The organism is Nostoc sp. 'Peltigera membranacea cyanobiont' 232 (genome assembly GCF_002245985.1).
Lineage (GTDB): Bacteria > Cyanobacteriota > Cyanobacteriia > Cyanobacteriales > Nostocaceae > Nostoc.
Genome location: NZ_NOLK01000173.1, coordinates 1 through 16,366, shown reverse-complemented (window position 1 = coordinate 16,366; position 16,366 = coordinate 1). Strand labels below are relative to the sequence as shown.

28 protein-coding genes and 1 pseudogene are annotated in these 16,366 nt (G+C 40.3%); 2 read left to right on the top strand and 27 right to left on the bottom strand.

Annotated features, from left to right (window positions below):
- Window positions 1-1,330: 1,330 nt before the first annotated feature.
- A complete protein-coding gene (locus CDG79_RS41650) occupies window positions 1,331-1,528 on the bottom strand; it encodes a hypothetical protein (RefSeq protein ID WP_143855656.1) in 198 nt (65 codons plus the stop codon).
- Window positions 1,529-1,609: 81 nt separating this feature from the next.
- Here CDG79_RS41650 and CDG79_RS33870 point away from each other — a divergent pair, with 81 nt between their 5' ends.
- Window positions 1,610-2,248, top strand: coding sequence for a TenA family transcriptional regulator (locus CDG79_RS33870; protein WP_094346025.1), 639 nt, complete (start codon window positions 1,610-1,612; stop codon window positions 2,246-2,248).
- Window positions 2,249-2,390: 142 nt separating this feature from the next.
- Here the strand turns inward: CDG79_RS33870 and CDG79_RS33865 are convergent, their stop codons facing one another.
- The 12 genes from CDG79_RS33865 to CDG79_RS33810 all read right to left on the bottom strand — a co-directional run bounded on the left by CDG79_RS33865 (window position 2,391) and on the right by CDG79_RS33810 (window position 11,323).
- The gene (locus CDG79_RS33865; RefSeq protein WP_094346024.1) at window positions 2,391-4,397 is read right to left on the bottom strand and encodes a DEAD/DEAH box helicase; all 2,007 of its coding nucleotides are present in this window, start codon (window positions 4,395-4,397) and stop codon (window positions 2,391-2,393) included.
- A gap of 300 nt (window positions 4,398-4,697) precedes the next feature.
- Window positions 4,698-5,543 (bottom strand): BRO-N domain-containing protein, encoded by an 846-nt coding sequence (locus CDG79_RS33860; RefSeq protein ID WP_094346023.1) that lies wholly within the window; start codon window positions 5,541-5,543, stop codon window positions 4,698-4,700.
- Window positions 5,544-5,566: 23 nt separating this feature from the next.
- On the bottom strand, window positions 5,567-5,983 hold the full coding sequence (locus CDG79_RS33855; RefSeq protein ID WP_094346022.1) for a hypothetical protein: 417 nt from the start codon (window positions 5,981-5,983) through the stop codon (window positions 5,567-5,569).
- 226 nt (window positions 5,984-6,209) lie between these two features.
- Window positions 6,210-7,709 carry a hypothetical protein gene (locus CDG79_RS33850; RefSeq protein ID WP_094346021.1) on the bottom strand — a complete coding sequence of 500 codons (1,500 nt, stop codon included), beginning with the start codon at window positions 7,707-7,709 and terminating at the stop codon, window positions 6,210-6,212.
- A gap of 90 nt (window positions 7,710-7,799) precedes the next feature.
- Complete coding sequence (locus tag CDG79_RS33845) at window positions 7,800-8,462, bottom strand: hypothetical protein (protein WP_189525226.1); 663 nt, start codon at window positions 8,460-8,462, stop codon at window positions 7,800-7,802.
- An 8-nt stretch (window positions 8,463-8,470) separates the two neighbouring features.
- Window positions 8,471-8,959, bottom strand: a complete 489-nt coding sequence (locus tag CDG79_RS33840; protein ID WP_094346019.1) for a hypothetical protein — start codon at window positions 8,957-8,959, stop codon at window positions 8,471-8,473.
- Window positions 8,956-9,597 carry a hypothetical protein gene (locus CDG79_RS33835; RefSeq protein WP_094346018.1) on the bottom strand — a complete coding sequence of 214 codons (642 nt, stop codon included), beginning with the start codon at window positions 9,595-9,597 and terminating at the stop codon, window positions 8,956-8,958. Before CDG79_RS33835 ends, CDG79_RS33840 begins: the two co-directional genes overlap by 4 nt.
- Window positions 9,597-10,001, bottom strand: coding sequence for a hypothetical protein (locus CDG79_RS33830; RefSeq protein WP_223278506.1), 405 nt, complete (start codon window positions 9,999-10,001; stop codon window positions 9,597-9,599). The genes CDG79_RS33835 and CDG79_RS33830 overlap by 1 nt, the downstream gene beginning before the upstream one ends.
- A complete protein-coding gene (locus CDG79_RS33825; RefSeq protein ID WP_143855654.1) occupies window positions 9,964-10,284 on the bottom strand; it encodes a hypothetical protein in 321 nt (106 codons plus the stop codon). The genes CDG79_RS33830 and CDG79_RS33825 overlap by 38 nt, the downstream gene beginning before the upstream one ends.
- On the bottom strand, window positions 10,278-10,589 hold the full coding sequence (locus CDG79_RS33820; RefSeq protein ID WP_094346015.1) for a hypothetical protein: 312 nt from the start codon (window positions 10,587-10,589) through the stop codon (window positions 10,278-10,280). Before CDG79_RS33820 ends, CDG79_RS33825 begins: the two co-directional genes overlap by 7 nt.
- Window positions 10,586-10,783 carry a hypothetical protein gene (locus CDG79_RS33815; protein ID WP_094346014.1) on the bottom strand — a complete coding sequence of 66 codons (198 nt, stop codon included), beginning with the start codon at window positions 10,781-10,783 and terminating at the stop codon, window positions 10,586-10,588. The genes CDG79_RS33820 and CDG79_RS33815 overlap by 4 nt, the downstream gene beginning before the upstream one ends.
- A 282-nt stretch (window positions 10,784-11,065) precedes the next feature.
- Window positions 11,066-11,323 (bottom strand): hypothetical protein, encoded by a 258-nt coding sequence (locus CDG79_RS33810; RefSeq protein ID WP_094346013.1) that lies wholly within the window; start codon window positions 11,321-11,323, stop codon window positions 11,066-11,068.
- Between the two features lie 151 nt (window positions 11,324-11,474).
- Between CDG79_RS33810 and CDG79_RS33805 the strand changes: the two genes are divergently transcribed.
- Window positions 11,475-11,690, top strand: coding sequence for a hypothetical protein (locus CDG79_RS33805; RefSeq protein ID WP_094346012.1), 216 nt, complete (start codon window positions 11,475-11,477; stop codon window positions 11,688-11,690).
- Between the two features lie 74 nt (window positions 11,691-11,764).
- On the opposite strand, the gene CDG79_RS44350 is transcribed toward CDG79_RS33805, so the two are convergent.
- From CDG79_RS44350 to CDG79_RS33740, 14 genes and pseudogenes are all read right to left on the bottom strand, one after another.
- Window positions 11,765-11,920, bottom strand: coding sequence for a hypothetical protein (locus CDG79_RS44350; RefSeq protein ID WP_223278505.1), 156 nt, complete (start codon window positions 11,918-11,920; stop codon window positions 11,765-11,767).
- 95 nt (window positions 11,921-12,015) lie between these two features.
- The gene (locus CDG79_RS33795) at window positions 12,016-12,396 is read right to left on the bottom strand and encodes a hypothetical protein (protein ID WP_094346011.1); all 381 of its coding nucleotides are present in this window, start codon (window positions 12,394-12,396) and stop codon (window positions 12,016-12,018) included.
- Window positions 12,393-12,554 carry a hypothetical protein gene (locus CDG79_RS43005; protein WP_189525225.1) on the bottom strand — a complete coding sequence of 54 codons (162 nt, stop codon included), beginning with the start codon at window positions 12,552-12,554 and terminating at the stop codon, window positions 12,393-12,395. Before CDG79_RS43005 ends, CDG79_RS33795 begins: the two co-directional genes overlap by 4 nt.
- Window positions 12,538-12,777: a hypothetical protein gene (locus CDG79_RS33790; protein WP_223278504.1), complete on the bottom strand. Its 240-nt coding sequence runs from the start codon at window positions 12,775-12,777 to the stop codon at window positions 12,538-12,540. Before CDG79_RS33790 ends, CDG79_RS43005 begins: the two co-directional genes overlap by 17 nt.
- A gap of 15 nt (window positions 12,778-12,792) precedes the next feature.
- Window positions 12,793-13,137 (bottom strand): hypothetical protein, encoded by a 345-nt coding sequence (locus CDG79_RS33785; RefSeq protein ID WP_094346010.1) that lies wholly within the window; start codon window positions 13,135-13,137, stop codon window positions 12,793-12,795.
- A complete protein-coding gene (locus CDG79_RS33780; protein ID WP_094346009.1) occupies window positions 13,134-13,334 on the bottom strand; it encodes a hypothetical protein in 201 nt (66 codons plus the stop codon). Before CDG79_RS33780 ends, CDG79_RS33785 begins: the two co-directional genes overlap by 4 nt.
- Window positions 13,335-13,342: 8 nt before the next feature.
- Window positions 13,343-13,537 (bottom strand): hypothetical protein, encoded by a 195-nt coding sequence (locus tag CDG79_RS33775; protein WP_094346008.1) that lies wholly within the window; start codon window positions 13,535-13,537, stop codon window positions 13,343-13,345.
- 32 nt (window positions 13,538-13,569) lie between these two features.
- Window positions 13,570-13,887 (bottom strand): hypothetical protein, encoded by a 318-nt coding sequence (locus CDG79_RS33770; protein WP_189525224.1) that lies wholly within the window; start codon window positions 13,885-13,887, stop codon window positions 13,570-13,572.
- A gap of 80 nt (window positions 13,888-13,967) precedes the next feature.
- The gene (locus CDG79_RS33765; RefSeq protein ID WP_094346007.1) at window positions 13,968-14,324 is read right to left on the bottom strand and encodes a hypothetical protein; all 357 of its coding nucleotides are present in this window, start codon (window positions 14,322-14,324) and stop codon (window positions 13,968-13,970) included.
- Window positions 14,325-14,335: 11 nt separating this feature from the next.
- Complete coding sequence (locus tag CDG79_RS33760; protein WP_094346006.1) at window positions 14,336-14,605, bottom strand: hypothetical protein; 270 nt, start codon at window positions 14,603-14,605, stop codon at window positions 14,336-14,338.
- 65 nt (window positions 14,606-14,670) lie between these two features.
- Complete coding sequence (locus tag CDG79_RS33755; RefSeq protein WP_223278503.1) at window positions 14,671-15,429, bottom strand: hypothetical protein; 759 nt, start codon at window positions 15,427-15,429, stop codon at window positions 14,671-14,673.
- Between the two features lie 50 nt (window positions 15,430-15,479).
- Window positions 15,480-15,806: a hypothetical protein gene (locus CDG79_RS33750; RefSeq protein ID WP_094346005.1), complete on the bottom strand. Its 327-nt coding sequence runs from the start codon at window positions 15,804-15,806 to the stop codon at window positions 15,480-15,482.
- Window positions 15,806-16,018 carry a hypothetical protein gene (locus CDG79_RS33745; RefSeq protein WP_094346004.1) on the bottom strand — a complete coding sequence of 71 codons (213 nt, stop codon included), beginning with the start codon at window positions 16,016-16,018 and terminating at the stop codon, window positions 15,806-15,808. The genes CDG79_RS33750 and CDG79_RS33745 overlap by 1 nt, the downstream gene beginning before the upstream one ends.
- Window positions 16,019-16,083: 65 nt before the next feature.
- Window positions 16,084-16,366 (bottom strand): annotated as a pseudogene (locus CDG79_RS33740) (hypothetical protein); the annotation flags it as partial.

The following is a 16,366-nucleotide window of genomic DNA, read 5'->3' as shown; positions in this document are numbered from 1 at the left end:
GTTGTCGAAGACAAAAGATTTCATTGCCAGAGAGTCCGCTGATTGCAACCATGCCTTTGACTCCAGTAATTTAGATGAGTGTATAATAACCCCGTTCAAAATGGGGAGTTAGTCATTTATAACTGATATAACTGATTATCAAGGGATAAGCTGGGGCGCACTGGCGACGGATGATGCAGGGACGAGGATCTGGGAGAAAACTGGCAGTTAGTAGTAGAAAAACTGCTTAACATTCAAGCATTGGCTATAGTCTGAACCAGATTGCCCGAATTTCTCACTCATCGGGTGGGAGGTGTGGGAGGTGCTGCGTTGCATAAAGCGATCGCTTTATGCACCCATTCTCAATTCCTTCCCACACTCCCCACACTGGGAGCAACGCAAAAAAGTGAGATCCTTGTGAAATAGGCTTTCTGATTGCTGGGGGAGCAGGGGAGCAGAGGGAGTAAAGAGACAAAATTTGAGTACTTTTTACGAGCGTTAGAGATTACTTAGGGACTTCCAGAAAATAAAACCTCGACTTCGCTCGGCTTAAAATTATCCCATTTTCATAGTGGCAGATTCTTTCTCCTCTGCCTCAAGAGCCTCCTTTGCACACACAACGATGGAATATTTTTTTAGTTGGAAATCCCTTATACACTTATTTCTTCCTCTTCCTCTGCCTCAAGAGCCTCATGAAGTTAGAGTCTGTTTGAAAAGTATATTTGGCATACTGAATGCAGTGAAGTAAAGCATCTCAATTCCAACGAAAAATTGGGATTATTCGCTTCACTTCGTTTTGTTCAGAATGATGAATTATAACTATCTTGGACTTTTCAAACAGACTCTACTGTATATCTTCAGAAGATGACGTTGAAATAGATGGATTAGAGCCAATCTCTTCAGGTTTAGAATTAAAGGGTGTTTTCCCTTCCCAGGAATAATTGCATATTTTAGTATGAAGCAGTATTCCAAATGTGATATTAATTACAAAGGCAAAGGAATCTACGAAAATTATGTCTATAGCCCGATTAATCATGAGTCCCTCTTCAGTTGATGAAAACATCAATTAATGTTTGAGTTGGAATTGTAATTTGACTACACAAAGCATAATGATTATTCCAGAAATCTCCAGCAGTACTTAGAAATTAGCGATATCTTTCTAATTACATATATGAAAGGTATTGTGATGATTAGGGATTAGTTTGTGTTTCGACATAATACTTGAGGTTTAAAATCTCAATATCAATCTGATGAGATACAACTATTGTAGAAATATCTGACACAATCACTCATGAAAAAAGTCATGATTCTGACCATGACTTGAGCCACAAAATATCGGTTTAGCCAGTTGTTATGGATTGATAAAGTCTGGACGATTCTCATCATCATAATATGCCAAAGGATATATACCACAGACTAAAAAATGTTCACCGGACTTCACCCCATGATAGTTAGAGCAACCGATGCAAGCGACTGGTCTAAATACTTGTTCGTCAAACTCGAAATCGAAATCCTCTGAGCAGTCTGCATGAATCGTGCTAGATGTCACCTCAGTAGGAGGTAGAACCGTTAGGATCTTAGCAGTCTGTTCTTCTCCATTCCATCTCCCCGAAACACCTATTGAGCCAAAATGACTATTACCTGCAAACTTCTTTTACAAAATCACGCTCAAGATTGGCAAGAAGCAACTGTGCATCCCTTCCTAGAACAGTGTCAATTAGGTATAATTCAACCCCAGCAATTCAATACATGGTTGATGCAAGATTATCTGTTTGTTGTGGAATTTACGAGGATGGTAGGACGAGTATTAGCCAGCGCACCTCCACAACATTTTGATGTCATACTTGGAGGACTGGCAGCTCTTAAAGACGAACTTAATTGGTTTCAAGAAAAAGCTACCCAACGACAACTGAATCTTAATATAAAAAAACAACCAACCTGTAGAGAATACTGTGAATATATGCAGAGTCTTGCAGACAAGCCTTATCCTGTACAAGCAACTGCATTTTGGGCTATTGAATTAGCCTATAATCAAGGTTGGCAACTACCAGGTAAGATGCCTGCACCTTACGATGAATTTGCACAAAGATGGGGAAATAGTGATTTTACAAAATATGTAAAACTTTTGTCACAGCAAGCTGATGAGGTTTTAGAAACGGCACAGGAAGATATTCAAAAACAAGCTGAAGAATCTTTTTTAATGGTAGCAAAATTTGAACATAATTTCTGGCAGATGGCTTTTCACACAGCCCAGCATGAATCAAAATAGTTTTCAAGGGACGAGTGTGAAACGCCGGCAAATTCTTCTTAATTCTTTACAGCCGAACCTGTAGCCCCAGATCCAAAAAGCAGTAATATCAAGGGTTAGCGCTTTTTAAGCGTGCCATTCAATTATGACCTAACATTGGGAATCAACTTAACCGGAACATGATCTTGGCAAGCTTGCCAAACCCTTGAGTAAAAGCATATTCAATCTCTGCGGGATCACAAATCTCTGTTAGTTTGGATTTCAGCCCAGGAAGTTCTCTAACCTCAATACAGATATTTACATATACATCTTTAGTTTCCACATGGAATAGTCCAGCATTTATGTTTAAAAAATCACCTGTTAGCATTGAACAGTAAGTTAAAGATTTTTTCCATTGTGATTTGTACTTCATTTTAAAATAACTATCGCCTAAATTCTTTTTGAACTTAGATGACTTTTCCTGTGATTTTGGTTCCCAGAATATACTATTCTCCAACTGCCCAAGAGCTTCTATTGTCGTTAGATTAGTCGCCACATTGCTACTGCCTTGTTGTTTTAGCTTTTTCTGTTCAACAAAAGACATAGCCAAGATGCGGTTCTTATGCCGCTCAAAAGCTTCTTTATACAATTCCCATGCTTTTTTGGTAATTGCTGATTGTGATGGCTCAACAATTTTAACGATTTCGCGCCAATCTCCAAGAGTAAATCTAGTAATATTTTCAATAAAAGCGATGAAAATGGCGCTATAAATTTTAGTGGGACTCGCACCCCGTAAACCTTGCCTTCTCAGCTCATCAGTAACTAAGTCTAATCTGTAAGTAGAAACAGAAAGGTCAATTTCTGTAAGCTCAAGGCTAAAACCCTGTCTAAGTCGGATTCTGCTAAAAGTTGGCTTTGCAGGACTCTCAATAGTTGTAAAATCAATCGTTTCACCACAGCTTGGACAAATAGCTTGGTGATGTTGAATCAGCACTCCATCGTTGTCAACTTCGGCTTCAATTTTAGCTAATTCTTCAGCAAGCGGTTTAAAAATATGGGTGCAATGCTCACATTGGATTAAGCCTTTGTTTTGTATTTCTGATATAGTTTCAGGCAATAAACTCCATTTGCGGGCTTCATCAGGAAGTCCATGTTTTTTCCAATTATCGGTAATGTCAATGATCACCGCAGTTGGTTTTAAAGTGTAGGTTCTTAAAACTCGTCCTAGCATTTGCAGCCACATAGTAGAGCTTTCAGTCGGACGGACACAGTAAACGCACTCAATATTAGGACAATCAAAGCCCTCGGTTAAGATTTCGTAATTAGTAATTACTTGGGTAGTACCATTGCGAAAACGCTGCAATATTTCTAATCTCTCTTGTGGGGGAGTCTTCCCATCCAAATGTTCGGCACTAATATAATTACGAGAAAATTCCGCAGCCAGGGCACGAGAATGTTCTAAGCTACAGGCGAAAATAACTGTACGAAGATTTCGTGCATATTTCAAGTAATTCTCAAGGATTTCGCTAACCCCAATCTGGCTAGTGACGGCAACCGCTAACTCTTTGGCTCTAAAATCCCCACGAGACTTTGCAACTCCAAGAGTAGAAATAGTTTGATTCGTTGCAAATAATCGAAACTTACTTAAATACCCAGCCTGAATTAATTGAGCAGTGTCAATGCCAATAACCAAATCATCAAATAAATCAACAAAACCTTGACCGTCAATTCTCTGGGGGGTGGCAGTTACACCTAATATCTGGGCACTTTCATAATGTTCAATTAATCGCCGATAAGATAAGGCAGTTGCATGATGCGCCTCATCTAATATCAAAAGTCCAATGTTCATTGGCAACTCTAATACCTCTCGTCTGCTCAACGTTTGAACGCTAGCGACTTGGATTCTCCGTTCGGGATTAGCCAGAACACCTGCTTTGATAATCCCAACTGGTTCACCGATAATTTCTGAGAGCTTTTCGGCAGCTTGAGATATCAACTCAATCCGATGGGCAATGACTAAAACTTGCTTTCCTTGTTCAAATAATTTATGAGAAATATGTGCAAAGCATACCGTTTTCCCGGCGGCTGTAGGGAGTTGTGCAAGCACCCGCCTATTACCTTTCTCCCAAGAATTCCAAATATCTTTTATCCACTGATGTTGATAATCTCTGAGTTCGTAGGTAACAGGCATTCAATCTACCTCAACAAGAATTTTTCTCTCGTGGTAATATTGCTCATTATGCCACAAGCTCTTCAAGTTAAGATACCGATAATCCCAATTCTAAAAGTAGTAAAAATGTTTTGGATTGATTTGATGCGATTTTACTTCATCAAGAGCAAATTATAACGAACTGAAGCTATAAGTTGAACTTTTCATAAAAACTAATGCGGTAACTCGTGTATTTTTGTCTTGCCTGGCTGTCCAAAATACAAATTGTGCGATCGCCTTTGCTTAATAAAGGCGATCTCCAATCGTTCTCATCAAATACTTTCAATTCTCCTCTACGCTCAAATCAATTACTTCAAGAACATCTGGCAACCAGCGAACGTGTTCCACAATCTTGTCATGAGTCCGGGCTTTATCCCGTGTCACGGTTCCCCAAAGTTTACCTTTTTCAGTCAAATGCCAGATATTTTTGTGGCTTTGTTTACCATTCGTGTCTGTTTTGATTTGAACCTCCTTAGTTTGCAAGCCAGCAGATTCCAAAACCTGGTTAACTATCTGAGGTTTTATGGGCTTGGGTAGTCCAAGACGTTCGGCATATAATTCGCCGATTGCAGTTGGAGACAAGTGTCTGTTGGGAGTCGCTTCAATTTCCTGGATTGCTCCGACCAACTCCTGTGCCATTGGGGTTATTTCGGGACACAGCGCTTGTACACCTCGAAGGATAGTGATGGTTTGGAGTTCTGCACTAAGCCTTGTACCAGACAAAATCTTTTGCCCAAAGTTCACGAGTTCATCGAGTGTGGGTTTAGTATTTTGTTGTTGCTCCGGCTGTGGTATTTCATACTTCCCGGTACGACGTATAGAGGGAAGAACATCTTCGTATAACCATTGCTGGAATGGCACAGCAATTGGACTGTCAGAGCGTCCAATCAAATAATACAGCCCTGGTTCATAAAGCGTTGCCATTTTCTGCTTTCCGCCAGGGGTCATAATTGGTTTATGATCCTTCCATGCAGCAGGAACTTTACCCAGATAGTTGGAGTAATTACGCGAGTCTGCTTGGGGATACAAAATAGCAACAATATCAGCAGCTACCCACTCAAGTTTTTCTGGTGTGCCGATGAATCGGACTTGTTGAGACTCAAACACGAAAACTGATATAGCCAACATAACTAAAATTCCTCCAATATTTATCAACTACGGGTTAATGCAAGTAAGCAAAATTTAATTCGTAGAGATGTGGCTTTAATCCAAGTTTGATGATTATTTAATCCACCCCTTTGTACCCAGACTTGATGGTAGTGAACTGAGGTAGGGCTGCTACTTCTACCGTAGTAATTATGATGGCAACGAGAGCATACCCCTACACAATCCCAGCCGGGAATTTCGTAACCAGATACGCTTGCAACAGGGAAATGCAGTAAAAAAATTCCCAAAAAGCGGCGCAAGAAAGAGCGTTTATATTTGATGTGATGTACAACAGTAGCGCGTCCGTGCCAGGGATTATTAGTGCAGCGCGGTTGCAGCTTATAGACACGACGGCAAGTAATTGACCAGTTGCTAGCATATTCAAATGAAATTACAGATTTACGCATTATGGGTTTACGCATTATGTTAATCGAATTGGTTCAATAATTAATGAGATTCGAGACAGAAGTGAATGAACCTATCCCACTAATAAGATTTGTGCTTCAAAACTTAAGTTGATTTGAGAAATAAAAACGAAAAATCAAGGTTTTCAAGCACATTTTACGAAAAGAAGTAGGGATTTTTAGAATAGTGGAATATGTTCATAAAATCTCCCTTTCTTAAGAGTTGTGTTGCAATTAACATCAGTCAAACATCAATTTGAAATTTGTAAATTAATCCTTGATGGTTAGTTTGGCGGATAAGTGTAACAATTGCTGTTTTTAATTCATCGGCACGGTCATTTTGTCCCAATTCTTTAACGATAAAATCTTCAAGTGTTAGATGTCGTGTACGCTCCAATTTATCAATCATCTGTTGAGAAGGACTTCTTTGTATGGCAGTAAATGTTCTCAACTGTTGCCGTTGTTCGGTTGATAATGAATCTCCTGTTGGTTTATCGTTGTCCCGATCAAGAGCAGAGTAATTAGGCAATTCTGGCATTGCACCCCATGTGGAATTACCGCCAAAGAACACAGCGCGGTTACAAGGCGAGGCTTTAATTAAAGTGTTTATTCTCTCTAAATCAATCATTTCGAGAATCGGTGATTTTTTCCACTGTTTTAAAACATTAGTATTCTTGTCTGAAATGATGGCAACTGCCGTAATTTGGCTAGTAGCTGATAAATTTAATCCTAGTGGCCCAACATAAGGAGATTGAGCAAGTAGCCAAACATTCTCCTTGCTAGAACCACCAAGTGAAGAAATATGTAAAATCAATGTGCCAATCCGCTCGTTTCGACATTTTTTAGCCGCATCTCCAAGGGTGGAACCTTCGTCAATAACTAATAAAGATTCCTCTTGATTATTAGCCCATTCGATGTAACCTATTTCTTCCTTAGTTCCATCAAGTACTTCATCCATCCATTTACAAATATTTTCTGGGGATTCATTTTTGCATTTTTTACGCCGAACAACGTCAACTACGCCCTCTGTGTAACCATATTCAGATGGTTCATTTTTGGGGTCAATATAAAAGATTTTGCGGTTTGGCTTTTCGGCTTTGATTCGACGTAAAGCATTAGCAACCAGCATTCCTTTACCGCTTCCACCAATCCCAAAAATAATGCAGTTCCGAATAGGTGAAGCAATTTCTCGAACTATATCTATAACGTGTGTGGGATTGTGAATTGAAGATGATGTATTAGTAGCTGCCAGTTCAGTAGAATGCGAATTAGATTGTTGTGAGAGAAATGTGGATTGCAGGGAATTAGAAGAAGTTAGCGAGAAGAATGGTTGATTTAATGATTGACTAGATTGTGATGCATCCTCAATATAATCGATTGCTGCGTTTGAAAAAGCGTATTCTTGACTGCTAGCAAAATGCAACTCTCGCTCTATATCATCCTTACCCACTTGCTGTATATATGCCCTAAAGTCATCACCGGACAAAATATGAGCAATGCAGCCATATTCTCTAATCGCTGCTTGATTGCGTTGAATTTCTTTGGCTTTTTTAAAACTACTATATAGTGTCCATCCGGCAATCAGCGCTCCAGTCAGGGGCGAGGTGGCCGAAGCTGCAACTGCTGCCACAATCAACCCAAGAGCAATATTCCATTGAATGTTGTTTTCGGTAGTGGACTTAAAAGCGATCGCGCTCCATTGCTCCGGGGTTCTTTGAGTCTTATTAATATCAAAACGTGTCATATTCATATTTTTTTATAAAAATCTAGTATTTAAGCGAGTAAGGGAGAAATCCGGGTGAAGACTACGCTCCCGGACTTAACTTATTGCTCGCTAGGGTTTAATAGCGTAAGACAATTTACCTACCCAAATGATTAACGAAACTATTACCTCAATTGCAAACAACGTAATCAGCGCCAGTGCCAAATTACCGTAGTCCAATTTCCCCCACTGCCCTGTCGCCAAAATAAATATTAAGTCTGAGATTTTACCACTCTCAACTGGTGAATAAACAGTAAGGCAAATCAGGAAATCAACTGTGTAAGTAAAGATTTTCAATACCTCTAAGTTGCTGACAACAGAGATTGGAAGATGATTGTATGTGCGTTTGAGCATTTTGAGAGTGGGATCATCAGTATCTTTTTCGTGATAGCGGGAACGCCCATCAGCCTCGGTAACAATCTTCTCTATAAACTTTTCATTGTTGTAGAGAATCAGGGGCAGTATTTCAATAATTTGAATTACGCTCCAAAGTATTGCTCCGAGTATCCAAGAAAGACTCTTTGAAAATATTGCTGCAATTCCGTTGAGCAGAGGGATTGAAGCGACCAGAGAAATAAATGCGCTACTGGTGGCTTTAGCTCCTAAAAAAGATACTGCTCTTTCATAAGGCTGAATGTTCAAATAGGCGAACCAGATGCCAGCTACTACTAACCCCCAATATAAAAGCCGTAGCCAGGAGTTAGTTTTTGCTTGTCCATTCTGATTTTTGGGCATTGTGAAATTCATTTTGCTCCTGAATCTATCGGCTGGCTGTATGTACCACCGCGAAAGCGTTTAAGCCTAGTGGCAACTAAATCTCTGTTACCTGTAAAAGCGATCGCCTCCACTTCTCCCCTATCAGCAATCACACCAGTATTACCGTTGGCATCACAGACTACAGTTCCTTTCGGTAAAGGGTTCAGTGTGATCCGGTCAAAGATTACCTTTCCTTGAACAATCGTCACGTATTTATGAGGGTAGACTGTGGCCACAATTGGCAGACATCCAGATTCATACCTGGAATCAGCAATAGCCGCTTGTTGTTTCTCTAATTCAAGTTGTTGCTCCAGAATGGTTTGTTGCTTGGAGTTTTGAGCAATGGATTGCTTAATTTCAGTAATTGCTCCCATATTCCTTTGAATATCACCAGAGGAATAAACCAAAGATGCCCCAATTAACGTGCCAAATACAATTGATGTTTTGTGCTTCCTCCAAAGTCTGGTAGTATTCATTGCCCCATATCCTCTAAAAAAGCATCAATACTAAAAGTGTTATCAGCAGGGGCTTTTAACAAGAAATTCTCTACATCAGATTTGACTTGAGGCGTAAGGGATTTAACGTCACTCAAAAACGCATCAACGTCTACTGTTTCTACACCATAACCAGCAAGCAGTTTGTTTATTTGTCCATCGTTGTCTGAGAGTGAACGCAAGTATTCAGTGCTGTACTGTGTTTGCTCAAGGAAAGAATTAGCAACTGCACTTCTGCTATGGTCTAACGCCCTCTGAAATACCTTTGCTTCTAATGTTGCTATTGCATTGGCTTGGGCTACCGCGCCATTCATTACCACCCGAATCATCCCCGCCATCATCTGATGATTGACGTTCGGGATGATACTAGCCGCCATATTGGTTGCTTGTTGAATCGCTGATGCTTCTTGTTCTGATGCTGGCAGGTGCAAATGGTTATTGACTGCTGCACCAGCCAGTTCAAACACTTTCTCCAACTCTTCTGTAATATCTGGGCTAAACTCATCACCTTCGGGGTCAACATCTGCCCCGTGGTCACGCATGATTCGGAGTGCTTCTATCACTTGCCCATCGCTGTAGCGATCGCTGAAATATTCGATTACTTGTTTTCTGGTAAACATTACTGATTCTCCTTCCATTGTTCAAAATCTTTGCGACGTAAATGCATGAAATTCATTTTGAGAAATTCTTTGACTTGAGTATTGTTCTTAATACCTTTTTCGACTTCTTCCCCTTTCAATAAATAAATAATTGCTAATAAAAACCTTTGGTAAGCATCTAAATAATTACTTCGGACTCCTCGGCAGTTTTCATAATAACTGAATCGGAGTGGTGGAATTTCGTTGATAATTTTTTCTTCCCACCTCCAAAGAGTTGTGCGATGAAATCCTAAAAAACTCGCCCATTGTTCTCTTGATAGTAAATTATCCAAAAAAGCATCGCGGATTTTAGAATCTTGTTTGATGTATTGCAAAATCTCAGGTAAATCAGTCCGCGACATTGTTGCACCTGCCTTCTGCAACATTTTTGTCGGTGACTGCAACACGGTTGCACCTACTTTTTACTCCATCATCAAAAACTAAAAAAACTACTGTTTTCGGTCTATTTGAGACTTGATTTTTGTTGTTCATCAGAATAACCAGAGCAAAATGTTGCAAGAGTTGCTGCAACATTTTGCCAAAAATTGAGGTTTTGATACCTGCAACGTAAATGAGCAATGTTGCAACGTTGCAGTTCTCTAAATAATTAATGTTAGCAAAAAAGCAGTTTTTTTGGTAAGAAATAAGATTCATCACTCTATTTACCATTCACCATACCAATAAGCTTGATTGAGAGTATTGTAGGTATCAGGGTCAACTTTTCTCGCTAACTTCTTGTAATCAAGTCCATTTTGGAATGCTAATTTTAGTTCTGGGGATATTGGAATACCACTAGCTTTTACCTTGTCAATTTCTTGGTCAATCAGTGATTTATAGCGTGATTGTGCTTTGGGCATAGAGATTTTCCCTACTTGTAAATCCTGATGTAAACTCTCCATTTTCCCTTCAAAAGTCTGTTTTTTGGAGTGAGCAAGTGCTGCTCCCACTAGTCCTGCAATTACAAGGTCAATCATGAAACCAGTCCTCCGTTATCTAACTGATGCAAGTTAAACTGATCGCTTCCTTGTAACGCTTCTTTGAGCGCGTCAAACCCGTTGTTTGCCATATAATCTGAGTAAGTAATTTTAGTTTGTGCGATCTTTGTTTTAGAAGGATCGCTTTTTATTGTTCGCCCTTCTAAAACGGTGTTTGTTGCCAAATACAGCATTGATACATTTGATATTCACATAATAAAAAACCCGTACTATGACGGGCAATAGTTTGAACTGTACTTTGTCCAGTTCTTTTGTGCGATCTTAAAAAGAACTGGACAAAGTACAGTTTTTAATGAATATTTTTGATATTTGACTGAGCGCAAGCTTCATGGCTAAGATATTTTAGACAAAGTTTTAACAGTTATCAGTTATCAGTAAAGAATGCTTTTTTTATCCTTGGGTTAAAGTCCCCTACTTCTAAAAAGTGGTAGGTAACAGTTAGTGGGTCAAATCCCTTAACTGTTACTGTGATAACTGATAACTGATAACTGTTTACTGTTCACTGATTTAACGTATTGTTCTCTAAGTTGTGGATTTTGACTAAGCAAATGGTGTAACCGATTGAGTTCTTTTAAGGTGCGTTCAGTTACTCGTCTAGTTTGATTACTCCATCTATCTACTGTGCAGGTTTTCACTCCCATTAACTCGGCTAACTGCCGATGGTACATAGGATGTTTACCTAGAAAGTCATGAAGTGATTCGATTTCTGGCATATAGACGACCTTTAACGTCAAAGCGATTCTAGAGTAGCACAAATATACTATCTATACCCCTGTAGATAAGATATTATTTGAGGAAGGTTTTTTAACAAAAACATCTAACTATAGGGGTAAAGTTATATATAAATCTCCTTGTGATCAGAAAATGCCTAAGAAAACTACACCAAAAATGGTTCAGACCGCAGTTTCTATTCCAGAGCCGTTGTATGAAGCAGCAAAACGGATTCAAGCAATGGAAGGATGGAATGAGTCAGAAATGCATCGACTGTTTTGGGAAAAAGGATTTGCGCTTCACGTTCAGGGAACTCTTGCCCGTCATCAATTGGGTTTGATTCCTTCTGAAGAGAATCTGGTCGAGTGATAAGGGAACAAGGGAGGAAAGGGAAGGGAGAAAAGAGAATTATGTTTGAGTAATTCTTCTTCTCCCTTGCCTCTTCAAGAATTCTTCCTCTGTTTGACTAGCACCGATCGCAAGTACTGCCGACAACCTGCTTCTCCCCGATAGATCAGAATCCGCAGCGCCTGTACTTCCTGCATTGGAGAAATACAGATTTCAGCGATGGCACTAATCAAATTCTGTTGCGAACGCACATAGTTTAGAGTTTAGCTGTTGTATCTGCCGTAATGCTTGAGTTAAGGACGATTCTTTGTTTCGAGAGCGATTATCCAAAGTCAATGTCATTTTGTTACTCCTTATTTAGATAGTGAAAGCTTTGCCAATCGGGGCATTTATCACCTTGCCAGCCTCTGGGGTGAACAGTGCAATTGAGTGTTACGCCGTTGTAGACAACCCCGTGAAAGTACCTGCAACCTCGGCAGGGAGTGGGAACAGGTCTGGGTTTCAGTGATTCTTCAAATTGCGCTGCCTCAATCCGACTACCGATAAACATGGTCAGTCCAGTTCCCATCATGCTGAAACAAAAAACCAGCCTCGCTGTGCTTGCAGGTATTGTGATGTTGAAGTGATTGGTTTTCTTTTGCCCGAAAACCAGGAGAGAGCCACTCAAAATAGTGAAGAATGCGAAAACTCCAATGGCAGATTTGAGAATCAATTGCTTTGTATTCATCTTTGCTTTTTGGGTGGTTCGTGCTTTGATAACAAAGCGCCAAAGTCGTAAATCGTTACTGTTGGTTTTGGTTCAGGTTCTGGTTCAGGTTTTGGTTTTGACTCTATCACAAGTTCAGGACTACCTAAGCCAAGTGCATTTTTAATTTCCTGTTCCATGACTTGATTCTCCTTGTCGATTAAATTGCTCCACCTGATCAATTGCCTCTACTACTTCTCCTAAAACATTGAAAGCATCGTTTAATACCACATCATTTGATGTAGAAAAATGCTCTGACGATTGAAGCCTGCGATAATCCTTACTGCTTCCAACCATTTGCAACGTATATTGACAACCCTGCAATATAGTCCGAATCTCTGCTGTGGTTAATCTGATTTCCATTGTCCGTTTCTCTCCCTAAAATTTATCCCGTTGAATACTAAAACTTGCTCCGACTAGAGAACTTCCTAAGAAGGCAGAAAAACTTACCAGCATTACACCCAAGCAAATACTTTTCTGTTGCTGCCACCCAGAGATGATGATGTTGGAATTAGCATTTATCTCAATAATCTCCAGCCCCCAACAAGCCATTGCTCCAACTCCCGAAAAGCCAGTCAAGAGTAGAGAGACAATTGCAATTGTTTCTATGGTGCGATCAACGAAAATCTTGGGGTTGAATCTTCTCCTAGTACGGCGGCGAAGAACCAATTTACTCTTATGGTCTAATTGAGATTGGTAAACAACTTGTTTGTGATTAGTCATTTTATATCCTCCAACTGGACATAGAAACCTGCACCTGTATTGGTAATTTTTACTTTTCTTTGATTTACCAAGCCTTGAATCACTCCCAGGCTAAATTTAATACTGCACAACCGTGCGCTACCTCCACAGCGTCGGAGGTATTGTAAGCATTGGTATGACTGGTCGGTAGTGGCGGGGTAAGTGGATTTTCTCGGCATAATCTTGACTATGACTCTATGATTTGTAAATGATGCGAATTGAAAAAAATTCCTCCACCAGGCGGCATATCTGGGAAATGAACGCAAACCATCCCGTGTCCTGAATACTGGATTACTGTACCTGTTTGCCCTAATCTTGGGTCTTTTTCTGTCAGTGCTTTAATGACTTTGACAACTGAATTAATTGGTGGAAGATTGGACATTTTTAATCCTTGGCTGAACAGCCTATTATTGATTAATAATTTGAGTTTTCGCCGATGCCATATTGCCATTTTAGAAAGCTTACAGGAGTACAGATTTCTGACCAGTCACAAGCTCCAATAGGAGTATCCCACGATGAGCTTACTTCGCTGTCAAAATACCCCAGTCCCCAATGCCAATCGTTGTATTCTGGCTCCGACTCCCATCCGAACCAAAGAGCAACATTCACTTTAATCAGATACAAAAGCTTAATCATCCATCCGCCACTGTAATCAAAAATGAAATCATCCAAGTCTCCTAGAAAGCGTTTATTTGTTAATGCAATTAAATCCATTCTTTCCCAAAGGTTCATCTGCTTATTTCCTCTACTTTGTAATTCATTGTGTACAGTTTTACGATAGGGGCTGTATCTTATAGTCCCCATTTTCTACCTTAATCAGTGACAGTCCGGGTTGTTGACAACAAAGCCCGTATTTGTTGTACCTGCTTGTACTCATCCCAATTTCTAGGATTATGACGTGATGAGATTGATTCTTCAAATTCCCAGTTCTGAGAATTGGTATCGAAAAACTCAATGGCTGCATCAAAACCACACTGCAAAAATCTGCTGTATGACTCTTCCGAGCAAAGAATCGATTCGACAATTGCAGTCAAGAGTTTGAGATTGGTTTCAGTAGCAGCACCTTCTTTGTAAAGCCATTCAATTGTTTCTATTAGCTGTTGTTTAGCAGAAGCCGCAGTAGATTCAGGTAATGCTGCGATGGGAATAAAACCTGTTAGTTGTTTCATGTTGGATTTGTTCAAAAATTATCTATTTCTGCAACACCTTCATCCGTTGCCACTTTGCGCTGAGATTTGGCTTTGGTAATTTGAAATTCGTTAGCTTTAATCACAGGCATTGCAGCCTCTTTGACTGATGCTTTTGCCTGATGATAGAGAAATTGAACCACACCGTCTGCATCTTCTTCATCTTCCACTTGCGCCCAAAGTGAGCAGCCCAATTCGATTGATTCATAATTGCCTAAGTTAAACTTTCTCGAATAACTAACTGAGACAGTACCGATTTTCATTGGTTGATTTTGCTGCTAATTTATGTAGTGGCGACTCAAAGGTGAATCGCCGTTGTAGTATCTAATTACCGCTTGTTAACTTGCGGCATTGCTGTCTGATTTTGTCCTTGCAGAGATGCCCTCGCCTCAGTCTCCGAAACCGGGGGTAATGCTGGTGCAGTGACAGCATTACTAGCCCATCGCTCGTAAGTTTCGTTTGTTACCCAATGAACTGTTGCCCCAGATTCTGCACCGCTACGAATCATCTCTGCTGCCTCTAGCGCATCCTTCTCAAAATCAGATTGAGGATTGCGATAGCTCCACTGAATAAACCAGTATGTTCCTAATGTCCCTTCCACTTTCTGAAACTCGGCGCAGAAAATGTAATTTTTCAGTACCGAAGCGATCGCCTGATAACAGAATTCTTTGGGATCTCCCGGCATCCCTTCCTCACACCACTGCTGGAAAGCACGATGGGCGAAGTGGTTGTACAATCCAGCGAAATTATCTTTACTGCGGCGGTGGATCAGAAAACTAAGCAGCATGGAGGCTGGGCCCTTGAACTGGTCTTTGAGTCCGCCAGCCACCGGAATCACCCACAGTTCAGTGAATGGTTCGTTGGTGAAGTTCTCGTTGATAGTCAATGCACGGTCAGGACGAGAAATTGCGATCGCAAAGTCAGCCTTGTTACCTTTGAGATATCCTCCTGCTTGTGCTTCAAGAATCGTCAGCTTTGGAGGACAATCGAGAAGGAATTGACCGTATTCCTTAGCGCAATTCGCTTGTAGTTTAGGTTGGCTAGGTGGGATGAGAAAAACGCTGTTGTTGATTTTGATGGTTTCCATAATTGCGTTGTTGTTGTTAAAAATTGCGTTGATACTGGATAGTGTTCAACTTAGTTATGTATGACAATGCCGGAGATTGCTTTTAACTCGTATTTCAGCACCTCGATTTGATATAGTCGCTTTTTAATCTCTGCTTCTAGAAGTGTTTTCAATTCCTGGGGTTTGAGCAATTTAATCTCGTTTTCTAAGTGATTCTCTTCTTCAATAGAATTCATGTCAGGTATGACTAAATAACGCCAACTTTCATCGTATTCATAAGCTAAAAGACTATCGCTTGGGTAATACTTCATGCCGATAATCATTCCTTGTTCTATACGTTGTCCTAAAGTGAAGCGGGGGTATTTCCAACCGTGTGGAATGGTTATTGTTGGTTGCATTATTTTGCCTCCTGATTGAACTTGACTTCAACGACTTCTTCCAGACAACCCATTGCCTCAGCCAAATAGTGCAGAACATCACCCAAGTGTGTTGCCGCTTCTGGATCAATTTTCTTGTCCGCAATCAACTTGAGCCAGTTTTCATCTTGGGCGATCGCCTGAATCTTTAAATAGCAGGAGTTGAACTGGTTCAGTATTTCTGTGGTTTCCATTGGTATTATTTATGAAGCTAAATAGTTTTATTGAGGAGGTGGGCTGTCAAGACCCACCTTTTTCCTTACGCTGCTACCAAATCCCTAGTTTCTGGCGTTGGCACGTATCTCTTCAATCGCTCCCATTCGTCAGAAGTCAGTGAATCAAACTCTTTATCAAGTGATTCCTCTTCCGTAAGCGGTTGTTCTGATGCCGTTGTTGATACTCTTGCCACCTTCATGAATGGCACTAAGAAAAGCTCTAAGCTATGCGGAATAGGCACTACAGATTTTAAAGCTATTGAACAGTGAAGGTTCAGGGATGGGATAGGCAATTGTCCTTGATGTAATACTGCGATCGCCATTGAG

Bases quoted from the DNA above. Each gene is read 5' to 3' on its own strand.
- CDG79_RS33870 (WP_094346025.1), top strand. From the start codon at position 1,610: ATGACTATTACCTGCAAACTTCTTTTACAAAATCACGCTCAAGATTGG.
- CDG79_RS33865 (WP_094346024.1), bottom strand. From the start codon at position 4,397: ATGCCTGTTACCTACGAACTCAGAGATTATCAACATCAGTGGATAAAA.
- CDG79_RS33860 (WP_094346023.1), bottom strand. From the start codon at position 5,543: ATGTTGGCTATATCAGTTTTCGTGTTTGAGTCTCAACAAGTCCGATTC.
- CDG79_RS33855 (WP_094346022.1), bottom strand. From the start codon at position 5,983: ATGCGTAAACCCATAATGCGTAAATCTGTAATTTCATTTGAATATGCT.
- CDG79_RS33850 (WP_094346021.1), bottom strand. From the start codon at position 7,709: ATGACACGTTTTGATATTAATAAGACTCAAAGAACCCCGGAGCAATGG.
- CDG79_RS33845 (WP_189525226.1), bottom strand. From the start codon at position 8,462: ATGCCCAAAAATCAGAATGGACAAGCAAAAACTAACTCCTGGCTACGG.
- CDG79_RS33840 (WP_094346019.1), bottom strand. From the start codon at position 8,959: ATGAATACTACCAGACTTTGGAGGAAGCACAAAACATCAATTGTATTT.
- CDG79_RS33835 (WP_094346018.1), bottom strand. From the start codon at position 9,597: ATGTTTACCAGAAAACAAGTAATCGAATATTTCAGCGATCGCTACAGC.
- CDG79_RS33830 (WP_223278506.1), bottom strand. From the start codon at position 10,001: ATGTTGCAGAAGGCAGGTGCAACAATGTCGCGGACTGATTTACCTGAG.
- CDG79_RS33825 (WP_143855654.1), bottom strand. From the start codon at position 10,284: ATGGTAAATAGAGTGATGAATCTTATTTCTTACCAAAAAAACTGCTTT.
- CDG79_RS33820 (WP_094346015.1), bottom strand. From the start codon at position 10,589: ATGATTGACCTTGTAATTGCAGGACTAGTGGGAGCAGCACTTGCTCAC.
- CDG79_RS33815 (WP_094346014.1), bottom strand. From the start codon at position 10,783: ATGCTGTATTTGGCAACAAACACCGTTTTAGAAGGGCGAACAATAAAA.
- CDG79_RS33810 (WP_094346013.1), bottom strand. From the start codon at position 11,323: ATGCCAGAAATCGAATCACTTCATGACTTTCTAGGTAAACATCCTATG.
- CDG79_RS33805 (WP_094346012.1), top strand. From the start codon at position 11,475: ATGCCTAAGAAAACTACACCAAAAATGGTTCAGACCGCAGTTTCTATT.
- CDG79_RS33795 (WP_094346011.1), bottom strand. From the start codon at position 12,396: ATGAATACAAAGCAATTGATTCTCAAATCTGCCATTGGAGTTTTCGCA.
- CDG79_RS43005 (WP_189525225.1), bottom strand. From the start codon at position 12,554: ATGGAACAGGAAATTAAAAATGCACTTGGCTTAGGTAGTCCTGAACTT.
- CDG79_RS33790 (WP_223278504.1), bottom strand. From the start codon at position 12,777: ATGGAAATCAGATTAACCACAGCAGAGATTCGGACTATATTGCAGGGT.
- CDG79_RS33785 (WP_094346010.1), bottom strand. From the start codon at position 13,137: ATGACTAATCACAAACAAGTTGTTTACCAATCTCAATTAGACCATAAG.
- CDG79_RS33780 (WP_094346009.1), bottom strand. From the start codon at position 13,334: ATGCCGAGAAAATCCACTTACCCCGCCACTACCGACCAGTCATACCAA.
- CDG79_RS33775 (WP_094346008.1), bottom strand. From the start codon at position 13,537: ATGTCCAATCTTCCACCAATTAATTCAGTTGTCAAAGTCATTAAAGCA.
- CDG79_RS33770 (WP_189525224.1), bottom strand. From the start codon at position 13,887: ATGAACCTTTGGGAAAGAATGGATTTAATTGCATTAACAAATAAACGC.
- CDG79_RS33765 (WP_094346007.1), bottom strand. From the start codon at position 14,324: ATGAAACAACTAACAGGTTTTATTCCCATCGCAGCATTACCTGAATCT.
- CDG79_RS33760 (WP_094346006.1), bottom strand. From the start codon at position 14,605: ATGAAAATCGGTACTGTCTCAGTTAGTTATTCGAGAAAGTTTAACTTA.
- CDG79_RS33755 (WP_223278503.1), bottom strand. From the start codon at position 15,429: ATGGAAACCATCAAAATCAACAACAGCGTTTTTCTCATCCCACCTAGC.
- CDG79_RS33750 (WP_094346005.1), bottom strand. From the start codon at position 15,806: ATGCAACCAACAATAACCATTCCACACGGTTGGAAATACCCCCGCTTC.
- CDG79_RS33745 (WP_094346004.1), bottom strand. From the start codon at position 16,018: ATGGAAACCACAGAAATACTGAACCAGTTCAACTCCTGCTATTTAAAG.